Source organism: Dokdonia pacifica, from assembly GCF_900188275.1.
GTDB classification, from domain to species: domain Bacteria; phylum Bacteroidota; class Bacteroidia; order Flavobacteriales; family Flavobacteriaceae; genus Dokdonia; species Dokdonia pacifica.
On the sequence record NZ_FZNY01000001.1, the window covers coordinates 548,136 to 565,640 of the forward strand.

Below are 17,505 nucleotides of genomic sequence, written 5' to 3' on the forward strand. Positions count from 1 at the left end.
ATTGGGGTACTTGACCAGAGTAGATTATATTTATGCTCATGATTTTAGTTACAGGAGGCACAGGACTGGTTGGAATGCATTTATTACTTGCGCTTACGCAAGAAAATAAACCCGTGCGTGCGACGTTCAGATCTCTGGAAAAAGTAAATGAGGTGGATGCTTTTTTTGCTTTCGCGAAAGCGGAAAAACAATTTAAAACTATTGATTGGATAGAAGCCGATATCACAGACGTACCTTCCTTAGAACCCGTTTTTAAAGATATTACACATGTATATCATTGTGCGGCACTCATCTCTTTTGACCCTTATGATTTTCAAAAATTATTAAAAGTTAATGTTGAAGGAACTGCAAATATTGTAAATCTATGTCTAGCACATCAAATACAAAAGCTATGTCATCTAAGTTCTGTCTCTGCTTTAAGCAAATTACCAAACAATCCTATTACAGAAGATAATATCTGGGATGCAAACGAAGCTAATTCTGTATATGCTATTTCAAAATACGGAGCTGAAATGGAAGTTTGGCGAGGTACACAGGAAGGATTAGACGCTATTATTTTCAATCCTGTTATTATTTTAGGAGAAGGAGATTATACAAAAGGCAGTGGCACATTATGCGACTATGCATTAAAACAGAAACGCTTTTATCCAAAAGGAAGTAATGGTTTTATAGATGTAAAAGATGTCGTAAACCTTATGATACAAGGCCTACATAGCTCTATTACAAAAGAACGCTATATCCTAGTAGGAGAAAACACATCTTATAAAGATATATTAGAACGTATGGCCCTGCAGTTTTCTAAAAAACCACCCAAAAAGCCACTTTCTAATAGCCTTCTAAAACTAGTCATTACTGGAGATTGGCTTTTAGGAATACTTACTCGCAAACGGAAAATCACACATATAAGTGCGGCTTCTATTCAAGGAGAAAAGACCTACAGTTCTGAAAAAGCAAAACAGCAATTGTCATACACTCCTACACCTATAACAGACACCTTAGAGCGAATACAACATCATATAACTACAAAGAGTCTATAACTATTTCTTTAGATATTCGAATAGGGGAACGTGGTTTTTCTATTTTACCAGCAATACTATCTGATCTTTTGATACTATCTTTCTCTCTTTGAATTTCTCGAGCTCTTGCCGTACGTAGCGAATCTTTCACCTTCTTTTCTAGCTTTGCTAAAGAATCATAATGAGAAAACTCTCCTTCAATTCGTTTTTGAATAGAGAGATACATATCCCTATAACCTTCGATGTCTGAAGAGTAATATGAAACACTTTTTGCATACTGTACGCTATCTATTCCAAATTTTTCAAAAACATAGGTTTCTGGATTGACATCATATTGACTCAGCTTCTGTATATCATAGCCTCTGGCACTATTTACGATAGCTATTTCATAAATAATCTCTTCCATTTTTGCTCTCTCAATAAGATTTGCTGGCTTTTCTACAGGTGGAATATCCTGACAGCTTATAACAAAGAAAACAAAGAATATATATAGGAATGGTTTCATTATCTATCAAAGGTTAATCGCTCTCCAAAAGTATCATCATATACTTTAAAATTCTTATAGGCTAGCCTTCCATTTACAAAAGTATGCGTGATACGTGACTTAAATGTAGTGCCTTCAAAGGGAGACCACCCACATTTATATAAGATATTATCTTTTTGTACCGTCCAAGGCGCATTCAAATCTACAAGAACTAAATCTGCCTTATATCCTTCTCTAATAAATCCTCGTTTTTCTACTTGAAATAAAATAGCTGGATGATGAGACATTTTCTCAACAATTTTCTCTAAAGTAATTTTCCCTTGATGGTAAAATTCTAGCATAGCAGGTAAAGCATGTTGTACTAATGGGCCACCACTCGGTGCTTTTGTATAAGCTTGATTTTTCTCTTCTAATGTGTGAGGAGCGTGATCTGTAGCTATGACATCTATCCTATCGTCTAGAAGTGCTTTTAGTAGTTCATCTCTATCTGCAGCTGTTTTTACAGCAGGATTCCATTTGATATGTGTGCCTTTATCTTCATAATCTTGATCTGAAAACCATAAATGATGTATACACACTTCTGAAGTAATTTTCTTTTCTTCTAATGGAGTCTTATTATCAAAAAGATGTGTTTCTTTAGCCGTAGAGAGATGGAAGACATGTAATTTGGCACCTGTCTTTTTTGCAAGTTCTATTGCCTTAGAAGAAGAAATATAACACGCATCTTCACTACGAATAATAGGATGTAAGTGAATTGGAATATCATCTCCGTAGCGTTCTTTATAAATCGCTAAATTATTTTTAATAGTCTCTTCATCTTCACAATGCACAGAAATTCTTAAATCTGTAGAAGAAAATATTTTTTCTAAAACTTTTTCATCATCTACAAGCATATTTCCTGTAGAACTTCCTAAAAATAGTTTAAGCCCAGCAACGTTTTTCTTATCTACTTTAAGAATCTCTTCCAAATTATCATTAGTTCCTCCAAACATAAAAGAATAATTTGCATGAGAGTTCTTCTTTGCAATTGCAAATTTTTCTTCTAATTTTTCAATCGTAGTCGTTTGCGGGTTTGTATTAGGCATTTCCATAAAAGAAGTAATCCCACCTGCAACCGCAGCTCTTGACTCACTTTTAATATCTGCCTTGTGTGTAAGTCCTGGCTCTCTAAAATGTACTTGATCATCTATAACCCCAGGCAATAAATACTTCCCTTCAGCATCAAAAACATGTACATCTGGAGATTTTGCACTTATACTTTCTCCTATTTCTTGAATAATTCCATGATGTACGAGGATATCCCCATGTGTGATAGTACCCTCATTTACTATATGTACATCTTTTATTAATATTTTTTCCATATTACTTTTTCCCCTTAAAAAGATGATTTAATCGTAATCGTATTACTCCAAAAACAGCTTCTGAAATAATTCCTTTACTCATTTTACTTTGTCCTTTAGTTCGATCTGTAAAAACAACAGGTATTTCTACAATTGCAAACTTTTTAATGTATGCTTTATATTTCATTTCTATTTGAAATGCATATCCTACAAAACGAATCTTATCTAAGTTTATGGCTTTAAGCACTTCTTTTTTATAACATATAAAGCCTGCTGTTGTATCATGTATATTCATACCTGTTACTAAGCGTACATACTTAGAAGCACCCCAAGAGAGTAAAACTCTACCCATAGGCCAATTTACTACATTAACCCCAGTCACATAACGCGATCCTATTGCTACATCTGCTTGATTTTTTGCACAAGCATTATAAAGTCTAATCAAATCATTGGGATTATGCGAAAAATCTGCATCCATCTCAAAAATATATTCATAGTCCTTATCTAATGCCCATTTAAAGCCTGCAATATACGCCGTTCCTAAACCAAGCTTCTTTTCCCGTTCTATAATAAATAAACGATCCCCATACACATCTTGCAACTCCATTATCTTTTTTGCAGTACCATCTGGCGAACCATCATCTACTACTAGAATATCAAATGCACGCTGCAATGCAAAAATATTACGCACAAGACGTTCTATATTTTCAATTTCATTATAGGTAGGTATAACTACTAAAGCGTTTGTCATTAACTATTGCTTTTGGCAAATGTACTTATTTTATAGATGTAGAAAATATGAAGTTGGTGGCTTTTACAGGTATTTTATGGTATTTTTAACGCATCTTAAATCATACTAATTGGAAACTACCTTAAAAACAATCATTAACAAAGACTGGATCACCTTACTTCTGGTGCTCTCATTTCTAGTACTTGTAATAGGTAAGTTTTTTTACACACAACAATTTCAAGGATTGCTTCCCTTTTTAGGATCAGATAAGTATACGACTAGAACTAAAGATAAAAAGGCATTACATCCATTTACAGTACTATTATCCATCCATCAAATCACTATATTTTCTTTATTCCTTTTTTTATGGTATTCCATATCATTAGGAAAAGAATATACACAGTTACCTGACTTATACATTAAGATACTTATAGGTTATTTAGCTTTTGAAGTTGTAAAAACACTTATTGATAAAATAATTGGCTATTTACTAAATGTTCAAGGAGTCATGCAATTGTACCTAAACAGGAAGCTAAACTTTAAAAATTTGTTAAGTATTCTTGTCCTAATTCTTTGTTTTTATGTAGTTTATAGTGATTTTGTTACCATTCAACTCTTACAAATAAGTTTATGGTCTATTGTTGGCTTATACTTCATTTCATTAGCGATAACAATAAGTAAATATCAAGATCAAATTCTTTCGCTTCCATCTTATTTTATTTTGTATTTTTGCACTCTCGAAATAGCACCCTACTATATTTTGTATCATATAGCTACATAAATAGATAGGGTTTTATAAAAAGAGTATCTATGAAAGTGAAAACTATTTTAGTCTCACAACCAAAGCCAAAGGTTGAAAACTCGCCGTACTTTGAATTAGAGCAAAGGCAACGCGTAAAGATAGATTTCATCCCATTTATTCATGTGGAAGGAGTCTCTAGCAAAGAGGTCCGATTACAGAAAGTAGACCTAAATGACTACACGGCTATTATATTAACAAGTCGTAACGCCGTAGATCACTTCTTTAGAATTGCAGAAGAAATGCGTTTTAAAGTGCCAGATACAATGAAGTATTTTTGCCAAAGTGAAGCTGTAGCTTTTTATCTACAAAAATATGTGGTATACCGTAAACGTAAAATCTATGTTGGTAAACGCACATTTGTAGAAATGACACCACTTATCAAGAAACACAAAAACGAAAAGTTTTTATTACCTTCTTCAGATAAGCTAAAAGACATTATTCCTCAAACACTTGATGAATTAGGTGTAGACTGGAAAAAATCTACATTCTACAAAACAGTAGTAAGTGATTTGTCTGATTTAGAAAATGTGTTTTATGATATTCTTGTATTCTTTAGCCCTAGTGGAATAGAGTCATTACTTCATAACTTCCCAAATTTTAAGCAAAACGACACTCGCATTGCTGTTTTTGGAAACACAACAATAAAAGCAGCTGAAAAAGCAGGTCTTAAAATCAACATTCAAGCGCCTACACCACAGACTCCGTCTATGACAATGGCATTAGAAAAATATATTAAAGAGGTAAACAAAAAATAACCTTTTTTTACGCATCATAAACCCACAAGATTATATGTTGTGGGTTTTTTTATACGCTTTCGCGAAAGCGAATTTATGAGATTCACAACTATCGAGAGAGCGAAGCGTTAAAGCGCATATACATCAACCAAAAAATAGCAGCAGATAGCTGGTAACACAGGATATCTTCCTATTTTTGCAACCAAGTTAACTGCCTCAGGACAATTTCAAGAGGCAATTGCTTAAACTAATTTTTTGATTTCGAGAGTACCCTCGAAATGTTTACATCTCGATTTATCGAGTAAAAAGTACCAAAATACATGTACAGAAGTCACAACAACGGAAGCCTAAGAGCTAGCGATACAAATACAGAAGTGACCCTTTCAGGATGGGTTCAGAAATCTAGAGATAAAGGATTTATGATCTGGGTAGATTTACGAGATCGTTACGGAATCACTCAACTTATTTTTGATGAAGAGCGCACTCCAAAAAACATTATGGAGCAAGCTCGCACATTGGGAAGAGAATTTGTAATCCAAGTAAAAGGAACTGTTATTGAACGTGCCTCTAAAAATCCTAATATCCCTACTGGAGACATTGAAATTTTGGTGTCTGAACTTACAGTTCTTAATGAAGCCTTAACACCTCCCTTTACAATTGAAGATGAAACAGATGGAGGAGAAGACCTTCGTATGAAATACAGATACTTAGACATACGAAGAAACCCCGTAAAAGACAGTTTAATCTTCCGTCATAGAGTAGCGATGGAGGTACGAAAGTATCTCTCTAACGAAGATTTTATAGAAGTAGAAACCCCATACCTTATTAAATCTACACCCGAAGGCGCTCGTGATTTTGTAGTTCCTTCTCGTATGAATGAAGGACAATTTTATGCATTACCGCAATCTCCGCAAACCTTCAAACAACTCCTCATGGTAGGAGGAATGGATAAGTATTTCCAAATTGTAAAATGTTTTAGAGATGAAGATTTAAGAGCAGATCGCCAACCGGAGTTTACACAAATAGACTGCGAGATGGCATTTGTAGAACAAGAAGATATCTTAAACATTTTTGAAGGATTAACACGCCACTTACTGAAAGAAATAAATGGTGTTACTGTAGAAAAATTTCCAAGAATGCTGTATGATGATGCTATGCGCTTGTATGGAAATGACAAACCAGACATTCGTTTTGGAATGGAGTTTGGCGAGTTAAACGACGTAGCACAACATAAAGATTTTAAAGTTTTCAATAGTGCCGAGCTTGTTGTAGGAATTGCTGTTCCTGGAGGAAATAGCTACACACGAAAAGAAATAGACAAACTTATAGACTGGGTAAAACGCCCACAAGTAGGTGCATTAGGTATGGTATATGCTCGTTATAATGACGATGGCTCATACAAATCTTCTGTAGATAAGTTTTATGATCAAGAAGATCTTGCAAAATGGGCAGATGTAACAGGAGCAAAACCTGGAGACCTTATCTGTGTACTTTCTGGAGATACAAATAAAGTAAGAGCACAATTAAGTGCTTTACGCATGGAACTAGCTGAAAGACTAGGCCTTAGAGACCCTAAAGTATTTGCACCATTATGGGTAATAGACTTCCCGTTATTAGAACTAGATGAAGAAACAGGGCATTATCACGCAATGCACCACCCATTTACCTCTCCAAAACCAGGGCAAATAGAATTACTCGCTACAGATCCTGGCGCTGTAAAGGCAAATGCATATGACCTTGTTTTAAATGGAAATGAAATAGGAGGAGGATCTATCAGAATTCATGATAAACAAACACAAGCCTTAATGTTTGACTATTTAGGGTTTACTCCTGAGGAAGCAAAAGCACAATTTGGATTTCTAATGGATGCTTTCCAATATGGCGCACCACCACACGGCGGACTTGCTTTTGGTCTTGACAGACTTGTTGCTATATTAGGAGGGCAAGAGACCATTCGAGATTTTATTGCATTCCCTAAAAACAATAGTGGCCGTGACGTTATGATTGACGCTCCAGCAGCCATTGATGAAGAACAACTTAAAGAATTACACCTTAAAGTACATGCATAAAGCAAGGCGTATTTTTATTATTCTCTTATTTTTTGCCCTAATCGGGCTCTTTGCCTTTGGATATTATTATAAATCTCAAGAAGGCCAAGAAATTTTAGGCAATAAATTAATAGGCTTTGCCTTAGCAGGCGGCTTTTTTGTGCTCATGCCCCTGTTTATCTACCATCGATGGAAAGATAAAAACATACACGACTACATGCTTACTAAAGAGAATATCTTAAAAATGAAGGAATATAACGACTCAAAAGAGCGCTGAATCCCATTAGTTTACAAAAATAAAACGCTTTGAAAACAATATGTTAAAAATTAAAGCGTAAGTTTGCACTTTATTAATATTTTTATTTTTTATAATGGAAGGAACAGTTAAATTTTTCAATGAGTCAAAAGGTTATGGTTTTATAACTAATGACGACACCGGTAAAGATATCTTTGTACACGTTACAGGTCTTAACGGAGAAACTATCTCTGAAGGTGATAAAGTTGAGTACGTAGAAGAAGAAGGAAGAAAAGGAATGACAGCTGCACAAGTACGTGTACTGTAATGATATAGATAATATCTTTTTACGATTATGAAAGCCTGCAAAAGCAGGCTTTTTTTATGTTTTTAATTTAAATTACGCTTCTCTACAAAAAAGCGTTTTAAAAGTTGTTTAGCCTCTTCTGCCAGCACTCCACCCTCTATAGTAGTTTTAGGATGCAACTTCGTTCCCATAGTTTTACAACCCCGTTGTTCATCGGCGGCACCATAAACAACTCTATCTATTTGACTCCAATATAAAGCTCCAGCACACATTTGACAAGGCTCTAATGTCACATATAACGTACATTTATGTAAATATTTTCCACCAAGGTAATTAGCCGCAGCAGTAATAGCTTGCATCTCTGCATGCGCTGTGACATCTATAAGACGCTCAGTAAGATTATGTGCTCTTGCAATAATTGTATTGTTTACCACAACAACAGCTCCTACTGGTATTTCTCCAAGTTCATAAGCAGCTTCTGCTTCAACTAATGCTCTTTTCATAAAATAAGCATCGTCAAAAGGATCTATCATAGGAATCGTATTTTCAATATTCAAAAATACAATATCAAGACGTACCTTTGCTATATGCTAGATCATATTGATAGTCCATACGCATTAAGACAGCTCTCTATTGACCAATTACCTCAATTAAGTAAGGAATTGCGTCAGTTTATCATTACCGTTCTATCTACAAAAGAAGGGCATTTAGGAGCAAGTTTAGGTGTTGTAGAGCTCACTATCGCATTACACTATGTATTTAACACCCCAGAAGATAAACTTATTTGGGATGTAGGACATCAAGCATACGGTCATAAAATATTGACAGGAAGAAAAAATATTTTTCATACCAATAGGCAAAAAGGAGGTATTAGTGGGTTTCCAAAAATTTCCGAAAGTAATTATGACACTTTTGGCGTAGGCCATAGCAGCACTTCTATTTCTGCTGCATTAGGAATGGCTATTGCTGCAAATTTGCAAGGCAAAGAAGAACAACAACACATAGCAGTGATAGGAGACGCTTCTATCGCAAGCGGAATGGCCTTTGAGGGCTTGAATCACGCAGGTGTAACTGATGCCAACTTACTAGTTATATTAAATGACAATGCAATAGGCATTGACCCCAGCGTTGGTGCATTAAAAAAATACCTTACAAATGTCAAAAAGGGAACAGCCAGAGAAGAAAACATTTTTGAAGCGCTGAATTTTGAATACCACGGTCCAATAGACGGACATGATCTTCCTGCTCTTATTGAAGCGCTAAAAAAATTACAAAAAATAAAAGGTCCAAAATTCCTTCATGTGATCACTACAAAAGGAAAAGGACTAGCGCTTGCAGAAAAACACCAGATTACTTACCATGCTCCCGGAAAGTTTGATGCACTCACTGGAGAACGACACGCCAAGGATACCACACAATTACCTCCAAAATACCAAGATGTTTTTGGACACACGATTGTAGAACTAGCAACAATCAATAAAAAGATAATAGGCATTACACCAGCCATGCCTACAGGAAGCTCTCTTAAATACATGATAGAGACTTTTCCCGATCGCGCATTTGATGTAGGTATTGCCGAACAGCATGCCGTCACATTATCTGCAGGAATGGCAACACAAGGAATGGTCGTATTTTGTAATATCTACTCTACCTTTTTACAACGCGCCTATGACCAAATCATACATGATGTCGCGCTACAAAATCTGCCAGTTATATTCTGTTTAGATAGAGCTGGACTTGTAGGACAAGACGGTCCAACACACCACGGAGCTTTTGACTTAGCATACCTCAATTGTATTCCCAATATGATGATCTACGCTCCAAAAGACGAGATAGCGCTTCGAAATATCATGTATACAGCACAATTAGGACTACCAAACCCTATCGCTATACGATACCCTAGAGGCAGAGGCATTACTATAGATTGGAAACAACCCTTTCAAAAGATCGAAATTGGAAAAGGGCATTGTGTTCAAAAAGGAAAACGTATTGCCGTTCTATCTATAGGTACGCCTATACATCATGCAATCACAGCCACTCAAAACAAAGCCTACGATATTAGTATTTATGATATAGGATTTTTAAAACCTATAGACACTGTACTTCTTGATAGTATTTTCAAAACATATGAAGTGATCATCACCATAGAAGATGGTACTATCAAAGGAGGACTAGGAAGTGTTATTACGGATTACGCTTTCGCGAAAGCGTATAAAGGCATAATCACATCACTAGGAATTCCGGACAAGTTCATCACTCATGGCACTACCGAAGAACTGCAAGAAGAAATAGGTATTTCACCTACCCATATATCTAAAGTCATTGAAAAATATTTATAAAAAAAGGCTGGTTTAAAAAACCAGCCTTTTTGATATTCTATTTATTTTCTTTTCTTATTCAATAATAAGTTTAGTAGTATGACTACTGCTATCACTAGTGATATTCATGATATACACTCCTCTTGATAATCCTGCTGCATTAACAGACACATTACCTTCAAGTGTTGCAGGCTTATTATAAACCTCTCTACCATTGATATCATAGATAAGTATTTGACCTTCTCCAAATGTTCCAGCTACACTTACTGTAATTTCTCCATTTGAAGGATTAGGATATACACTAAATACACTATCTAAGTCATTTTCATTTACACTAAGTAATTGCTCACAGTTTTCGATTACATCTGCTGGAAGATCAAAAGCTTCTTCTTGATCAAATCTATTATTAGAACTTCCTTGTACAGCACTAAATCCTGCTCCACGATTAGCAAATACATTCCAAATAGTACATACTGCAAAGTCTTTTTCGTCTTCAGGAATTAATGTATTAATCTCTACGGCAGCAATAATAGCATCTCTACCATCAAGGAAACCAGGGCTACATGGTTGTAACTTTAAACCATCCATTACTAATTGGATCGCAATATTGTTTCCTCCTGTTCCATTATAAACATCTGCATCAAAACCATACTGATCTATAAAAGCCCATGTCATATCCCAGAGCATCGTAGCCCATACAGTACCTATACCATGTGGTTGAGATATGTTTGGATTATTTACATCATCATATGTTAATGGATTCACAGAAAAATCAGTACTATATCTAGCAGGACGTATTCCTTGTCCTGTAATAGGCTGACCAATAGCGTATGTTCCAATACCTCTACCTTGCTCTGCAGTATCTTCTGGAGTCATCGTAAGTACCAATCCGAAATAATCAGACCATCCTTCTCCCATTTGCTCTGCATTACCTAAACATCCAGCAGCAGCAGGACCTCCAGTTAATCTATTTGAAATTCCATGTCCATATTCATGCACAATAATTCCATTATCTAAACTACCATCTAATTGGAAAGGACCATCATTTAAAAGAGAAACATTAATTTCTTCTCCTCCTTCAAGTGCTGCAATAATTGCTTCACCATCTGCTTGACTTACCATAATACTAGGTATCGTTACTTGACCTCCTACAGCTCCCGCTCCCATAGCAAATGGTGCATCTGGAACGTTATTAACCATAATCACAGCAATAGCTCCTTCATCTTCTGCAGCTAATACTTTTACTCCAAACTCACATGAACCTCTTCTAATTACTACAATTTTACCATCTAGATCTGCTCCATTAGTAATAGTATCACAAGCATCTATAGGATCTGTAGAATCTCCTGCATCATCATCTTGCACTAAAGCTAGATCACCTACTAGCGGCGTATCTTCTGGAAGCTGCGCTCCAAAACCAGCACCTACACCTGAATAACCTCCATCTAAAGTTCCTCCATTTATAGTAAGAGGCTCTCCTGGAGGTCCTGAAGCACTCCATAGGAACATTTGCATTCTAGGATTACCACCATCTGGAGGTGTTCCAAAATTTGCATTGTTTAACCCTCCACCATCTTGCGAATCGGCATTTACAGAATCACTTCCTATACCACCATTTCCGTAGTTGTTTTCTTGGAAATTACCACTTTCTTCATCAAATCCGTATTGATAGAATACATCGTGTATAATATTATTCCAGTAAAATAAGTTTGTTGTTACCGCATCCAGCATATTTACAGGAGCCGTATCAAAGTTATAATCAAAATCAAAATTTAATTCTTCACCACCATCTGGAGATTCACCAACACCATTATTTGCATTGATATCATCTTGTGCCCAAACATTGTTTCCTCTTGTAATAGTAAACTCTGCACCTTCAGCACCATTCGTATCATGCCATCCAAAAGGAGATGCTACTAAATCTTGAGGATCTGTCTCAAGAGACTCACCTCCATGGTTAGGACTTTCTATTGGCATTGGAAAAACATTATATTGCTCTCCTGCTAAAAGCTCATTAGCTATCGCAACATCCTGTGTCATAGAAAAACTTGCCGCTTCATTATTAGAAGCATTTGACGCATCGTGATTATGCGATTCAAATGTACAACTCACTACCCAGTCATTCTGATGAAGAAGCTCTCCATTAAGAGCATCTATACGTACACTATACCAGTGTTTTGAATCTGTAGTATGAATACTTAAATCCCATGCAAGTTTAAGTGCATTATCTTCAGTAGCTTGATACACTAATCTCACAGGTACTTCCTCTAAAGAAACACCACCTTGTGTAAGCACAAATTCTTGTGAAGATATGGTTTGATTTAAAGAAAAATTAGAACTACCTAATCCTAAAGAATTTGCCGCATTAGAAGCTGCTTGAATAGGAGAAAGAACTGGAGTTACTGCATTTACTCTAGAAGCAATATCTTTTTGCAGATTATTTGCTAAGTAAATAATAGAACCATCTTTAAAAGCAACACTTACACCTCCATTATAAACTTCGATGTTATTGATCTTTTGGATGGCGTACACATGTGTTGTTGCACTTTTTTGTGAGAAAACCTCATCTTTAATTGTTAGGTCCGAAATATCTTGATCAGTAATTCCTAGTGTGTTCCTATTGGACTCTAGGTGATCTGTAATAATCGTACCATAATCTTGGGCATTTGTAAGTGCTGCAAAAGCAAACACACATACAAATACTGTTAATTTGTAGAGTTTCAGCATTTTTTTTGGTTTGTGTGATACATAAAAATTAATAAGAGAATTTTTCTCTCACGTTATACATATAACAATGCATAACATATAATTCCTACTTTATCGTTAAAATTTTTATTATATTTTGATTAAATCAAAAGTATTGCAAATTTATCGATTTTGAAATTTTAACTGGTAAATTAACATTTATAATCAAAAAATGTTATTTATATTACTTTTATTTTGAGAATTGTTTAAAATGAAAGTGGTATTATTAAAAAAATGAAAATCAATAGGAGATTTCAATTTCATATAATATTTAGAAAATCTTTACAAATACTGTTAGCATTCATAATACCCCTTTATGTACTAATGCACGTGAAGCCCCTTTAATTTTTGAAAAATACGCAAAGACTTACTGTCTGTCATAACAGATACATAGTTACACACTTTCATTAATTCCTGATACAAAGGCATCTCTCCCCTATCTGATTCTCCAAACAGCTTTAAGACTAGCCTATCGTAATGTGTTGGTGTATTTGTAATTGCATTACAGCGCTTATCCAGGAGTGTAGAAAGAATTTCGTAGCCAGCAATTTCTTTTTCGACCACTTCTTGGCTTTGGTAGATATTTGAAATACTAATCTTTAATATATCTTCTATTTGAGCTTCATATTTGGATTTATCTAATAACGCTTTCGCGAAAGCGCCCTCCAAAATAGCCTCTTCATTTTTCATAAATATAGCAACTGCTTCATCTATCAATGTTCCTATGGCCAAGGCACGCAAATATCCTACACGAGCTGCTTTTGTGGTGAGTTCATAATATTTTTTGGTATTGATATTAGGAACTAACTTCACCATATACTCTAGCGCATACTCCTCAGAAATCAACCCTAAATTAATTCCGTCTTCAAAATCTATAATCGTATAACAAATATCATCTGCTGCTTCTACTAAGAAGGTTAAAGGGTGACGTGCATACCCTATATCATTCCCTTTTCTGGTTTGAAGCAACCCTAATTCTTCGGCTACTTCTTGAAACGATTGTTTCTCGCTTTGAAAGAAGCCAAACTTCTTATCGGCGATATGTTTTGTGGGTTTTACAGGAAGTGACTCTTTAGGATATTTCATAAAGGCACCCAAAGTTGCATAGGATAGTCGCAACCCTCCTTCTGCACCCGGCATAGACTCTGTTAAGATCTTAAAGCCATTAGCATTTCCTTCAAAGGTGCATAAATCTTGATATTCTTTTGCTGTAAGCTCAGCAGCAAAACGCTTTCCGTTTCCATTTTTAAAATAATCCCCTATTGCTTTTTCTCCCGAATGTCCAAAGGGTGGATTTCCAATATCATGTGCTAATGCTGCTGCTGCAACAATGGCTCCAAAATCATTAAACTGATATCCGTGCACTTCAGAAAGATGTGGATATTTTTCCAGAAGCTGCTTTCCAACCTGCCTTCCTAAAGACCTCCCTACCACAGCTACTTCCAGACTATGGGTAAGTCGCGTATGTACAAAATCTGTTTTTGACAAAGGAATGACCTGTGTTTTATCTTGCAAACTTCGAAATGCAGATGAAAAAATAATACGATCATAATCTACTTCAAAACCTAAGCGCGTTTCATCTTGTTCTTTTCGTAATCGTTTATTCGTATCACCATGTCTTTTAAGTGATAATAGACGTTCCCATTGCATCATAATAGTCCTATTTAATAGTTGCAAGATACGCGTTGTTACACTACTTCAACAAACTCAACATAACATTTCGCGAAATCGAACTTGTGAGATTCACGACCAAAGGGAGAGCGCAGCGTTAAAGCGTAATTACAGACTTCTGAATTTGGAGGAAACACAGAGGAAACATTAGCGCATTCCTGTTAACATTAATCTTACATAAACATCACAACTTGCTAAAATAACAATAACACTCACTTAACCCCTTTCCTTCCTTCTTGGTATTTCTTTGCACGAGAAATAAACCCTAATTAATGAAACATTTTTTCTTTTTAACAATCGTCCTTTTTTCTCTTGCTTCTTTTGCACAGGAGAACGGTACTATCTCTGGAACGCTTACCGATAAGGAAAGTGCCGATGGACAACCATTACCTTTTGCAAGTGTTATCATCAAAGGATCTACACAAGGATCTACTTCTGATTTTGATGGTAATTATATTATTAATAATGTTGTGCCTGGCACCTACACACTTGTTATCTCCTTTGTAGGATATGAAACAAAAGAAGTTGCCAATGTTGTTGTTGTCTCTGGACAAACCACAACAGTAAACGAGATTATAGGCGCTAGTGCAGCACAACTAGAAGAAGTTATTGTACAAGGAACAAGCTCTAAAAGAGAAAGTGTACAAGCCTTACTTGTGGAACAACAAAACGCTGTCGTTCAAAAACAAAGTATTGGTGCTGTAGACCTTTCTAATAAAGGTGTAAGTAATGCAGCTGTAGCTGTTACTAAAATCTCTGGTATTTCTAAACAAGAAGGAGGAGGAAATGTATATGTACGTGGTCTTGGAGATCGTTACCAAAACACCACTTATAATGGACTTCCATTACCTTCTAACAATATTGATAAGAAAAACTTAGATCTAGGCCTTTTCTCTTCTGATGTGATCCAAAACATTGGTGTAAGTAAAACATATGCAGCCAATTTTTATGGAGATTTTGCTGCTGGAAATGTAGATATTAAATCAAAAGAACACAGTGGAGACGCCTTTATCGATGTAGATTTAGGAACTACAATCAACACAGGTTCTGTTGGAGAAAACTTTGTAAAGAGTGAAGGAACAGGATTCTTTGGATTTTATAATAGATACCAAAACAATCCGTTTGCTGTTATCTTATCACACGGAGTAGATCCTATCGCTTCAGATGGAACTACTGGACTTTCTGGATCAATTTCTGGTGGTAAATCATGGGATATTGGAGAAGAATCAAAATTAAGTTTATTTGCGACTACTTCTTTTGGAAGCAACTATGAATACAGAAGAGGACAAGCTGCCAATTACACTTTACTTGCAAATACTATATATCCAGATTCTGAAGAGTTTGAGTACAGCCGTACAACTACAGCACTTGCAAATATTGTATATCGTATTAATGGTGACCATAAAATCAAGTTCAACTCTCTTTTCATTAACGATGCTACCGATGAAATAGGATTCTTCGGAATAGGCGGTAATGGTCAAAACCGTAATGCCATCTTAAACACAGATCGAGGATTCTTTACTCAAAACAACCAGTTTGAGCAAGATATGATCTATGTAAACCAGATCACAGGGACAAGCCGTCTTAACGAGAAAATCAAAATAGATTACGGAGTTGGATATAATAAAGTATTAGCTCGCCAGCCAGATCGTAAACGTGTTACTCTTGAAAGATATGATCTTGCATTAGATAATGATCCATCTACAAATCCAACATTATTTAGCAATGTCGTTTTTGACAATCAACGTTATTTCCAAAATATTGATGACGATGAGATTAATGGACGTGTAAATGTAAACTACAAATCTTCAGAAAACCTTTCTTTTAATTTTGGGTATAATGGGCGTTCAAAAAAACGTTCTTTCGACAACCAACGTTTTGGATATGATATTATAGAGCCAAATACTGAAGTTACAGATGTCAATAATTTTGATGCCATCTTTAATGCAGATAATCTTGGAACAGTTTTTAACACAAGTGTCTTTAGACCTCTTGAGGGATTAGGAACAGAGAATCTTCCAGGGCAACTAGAAAACACCTACGAAGGAGAACTTAATATACATGCAGTATATGCAGATGCAGTATATAAATATGGAGAAAAATGGACATTCTCACCAGGTTTACGTATTGAGCAATTCAATCAAGAGATTTCCTATGATGTGATTAACCTTGCATTTAATAACCCAGGAAGCAACGAAGCATCTGAGACGTTTTTCTTACCAAGTTTAAATATTAAATATGCTTTAAAAGATGATCAAAACCTTCGTCTTTCTGTAAGTAGAACAGTATCAAATCCTGAATTTAAAGAAGTGGCGCCTTTCGTATATGAAAACGTAGTAGATCGTATAGGAGGTAATCCAGACTTATTAAATGATCCTGCTTTTTCTTCTATTATTAATGTAGATTTAAAGTATGAGTGGTTCTTTGAACGTGGACAAATATTTTCTCTGGCCGCTTTCGCGAAACAAATTAATGATCCTGTAAACTTAGTATCTGCAAATGATGCTACAGGAACACAACGTTTCTTTAGAACTGGTGACAAAGCAGAAGTTTTTGGTTTAGAATTAGAAGCTCGTAAAGCACTTCTTCTGGATACTGAGGAAGAAAGCCTTCTTTCTGCTGGAATGAACATTACGTATACCCATACAAACCAAGACCTTAAAGATGTTACAGGTACGTTTAATACAAACTTTGACAGAGATTCTGATGAATTACAAGGAGCATCTCCATTCTTAATTAATGCAGATGTAAGCTACACCCCTACTTTTGGAAACTATAAGCCTAAAGCAAACCTTGTATTCTCATACTTCTCAGATCGTATTGACGCCTTAGGTTCTGGTCAACTTTCTAACATTGTAGAAAAAGGAGTACCTACTCTTGACTTTGTATGGAAAAATAATATAGGAGAGAATATAGAATTAAACCTAAGCACTAAAAACTTATTAAACCCAACTATAGAACGTATACGTGAAAACACTGTAGATGGAGATGTTGCATTATCTAGCTATAAGAGAGGTGTTAATATAGGTTTACAATTCAAATACAAATTTTAATCATAATTCATAAAACGAACAA

14 protein-coding genes are annotated in these 17,505 nt (G+C 35.4%); 8 read left to right on the plus strand and 6 right to left on the minus strand.

Translation table 11 applies throughout. The features are described 5' to 3' along the window. Positions 1-38: 38 nt before the first annotated feature. Entirely contained in the window at positions 39-1,037 is a 999-nt protein-coding gene (locus tag CHB80_RS02535) for an NAD-dependent epimerase/dehydratase family protein (protein WP_179218070.1), read from the plus strand. Here the strand turns inward: CHB80_RS02535 and CHB80_RS02540 are convergent. Genes CHB80_RS02540 through CHB80_RS02550 form a run of 3 tightly spaced genes read right to left on the minus strand, consistent with a single transcriptional unit; the run spans position 1,021 to position 3,591 of the window. Further along, positions 1,021-1,521, minus strand: coding sequence for a DUF4296 domain-containing protein (locus tag CHB80_RS02540; RefSeq protein ID WP_089369854.1), 501 nt, complete (start codon positions 1,519-1,521; stop codon positions 1,021-1,023). The two genes, CHB80_RS02535 and CHB80_RS02540, sit on opposite strands and share 17 nt — an antisense overlap. Further along, on the minus strand, positions 1,521-2,861 hold the full coding sequence (locus CHB80_RS02545; RefSeq protein ID WP_089369855.1) for a dihydroorotase: 1,341 nt from the start codon (positions 2,859-2,861) through the stop codon (positions 1,521-1,523). The genes CHB80_RS02540 and CHB80_RS02545 overlap by 1 nt, the downstream gene beginning before the upstream one ends. A gap of 1 nt (position 2,862) precedes the next feature. Continuing rightward, a complete protein-coding gene (locus tag CHB80_RS02550) occupies positions 2,863-3,591 on the minus strand; it encodes a polyprenol monophosphomannose synthase (protein WP_089369856.1) in 729 nt (242 codons plus the stop codon). A gap of 109 nt (positions 3,592-3,700) precedes the next feature. Between CHB80_RS02550 and CHB80_RS02555 the strand changes: the two genes are divergently transcribed. The 5 genes from CHB80_RS02555 to CHB80_RS02575 all read left to right on the plus strand — a co-directional run bounded on the left by CHB80_RS02555 (position 3,701) and on the right by CHB80_RS02575 (position 7,717). Further along, positions 3,701-4,351 (plus strand): DUF4271 domain-containing protein, encoded by a 651-nt coding sequence (locus CHB80_RS02555; RefSeq protein WP_089369857.1) that lies wholly within the window; start codon positions 3,701-3,703, stop codon positions 4,349-4,351. 29 nt (positions 4,352-4,380) lie between these two features. Next, positions 4,381-5,127: a uroporphyrinogen-III synthase gene (locus tag CHB80_RS02560; RefSeq protein WP_089369858.1), complete on the plus strand. Its 747-nt coding sequence runs from the start codon at positions 4,381-4,383 to the stop codon at positions 5,125-5,127. 299 nt (positions 5,128-5,426) lie between these two features. Then, positions 5,427-7,175, plus strand: a complete 1,749-nt coding sequence (aspS, locus tag CHB80_RS02565; protein WP_089369859.1) for an aspartate--tRNA ligase — start codon at positions 5,427-5,429, stop codon at positions 7,173-7,175. Beyond that, a complete protein-coding gene (locus CHB80_RS02570; RefSeq protein WP_089369860.1) occupies positions 7,168-7,431 on the plus strand; it encodes a hypothetical protein in 264 nt (87 codons plus the stop codon). Before aspS ends, CHB80_RS02570 begins: the two co-directional genes overlap by 8 nt. Positions 7,432-7,525: 94 nt before the next feature. Beyond that, positions 7,526-7,717, plus strand: a complete 192-nt coding sequence (locus CHB80_RS02575) for a cold-shock protein (protein ID WP_089369861.1) — start codon at positions 7,526-7,528, stop codon at positions 7,715-7,717. 62 nt (positions 7,718-7,779) lie between these two features. Here the strand turns inward: CHB80_RS02575 and CHB80_RS02580 are convergent, their stop codons facing one another. Next, positions 7,780-8,229 carry a nucleoside deaminase gene (locus CHB80_RS02580; protein WP_089369862.1) on the minus strand — a complete coding sequence of 150 codons (450 nt, stop codon included), beginning with the start codon at positions 8,227-8,229 and terminating at the stop codon, positions 7,780-7,782. Positions 8,230-8,283: 54 nt separating this feature from the next. Between CHB80_RS02580 and CHB80_RS02585 the strand changes: the two genes are divergently transcribed. Next, positions 8,284-10,035, plus strand: coding sequence for a 1-deoxy-D-xylulose-5-phosphate synthase (locus CHB80_RS02585; RefSeq protein WP_089369863.1), 1,752 nt, complete (start codon positions 8,284-8,286; stop codon positions 10,033-10,035). Positions 10,036-10,089: 54 nt separating this feature from the next. Here CHB80_RS02585 and CHB80_RS02590 read toward each other — a convergent pair whose 3' ends face one another. Together CHB80_RS02590 and CHB80_RS02595 are read right to left on the minus strand one after the other, a co-directional pair. Continuing rightward, on the minus strand, positions 10,090-12,741 hold the full coding sequence (locus tag CHB80_RS02590; protein WP_089369864.1) for a T9SS-dependent M36 family metallopeptidase: 2,652 nt from the start codon (positions 12,739-12,741) through the stop codon (positions 10,090-10,092). 339 nt (positions 12,742-13,080) lie between these two features. Continuing rightward, complete coding sequence (locus CHB80_RS02595; RefSeq protein ID WP_089370752.1) at positions 13,081-14,409, minus strand: deoxyguanosinetriphosphate triphosphohydrolase; 1,329 nt, start codon at positions 14,407-14,409, stop codon at positions 13,081-13,083. Between the two features lie 293 nt (positions 14,410-14,702). On the opposite strand from CHB80_RS02595, the gene CHB80_RS02600 reads away from it, so the two are divergent. Beyond that, positions 14,703-17,483 carry a TonB-dependent receptor gene (locus CHB80_RS02600; RefSeq protein ID WP_089369865.1) on the plus strand — a complete coding sequence of 927 codons (2,781 nt, stop codon included), beginning with the start codon at positions 14,703-14,705 and terminating at the stop codon, positions 17,481-17,483. Positions 17,484-17,505 lie beyond the last annotated feature (22 nt).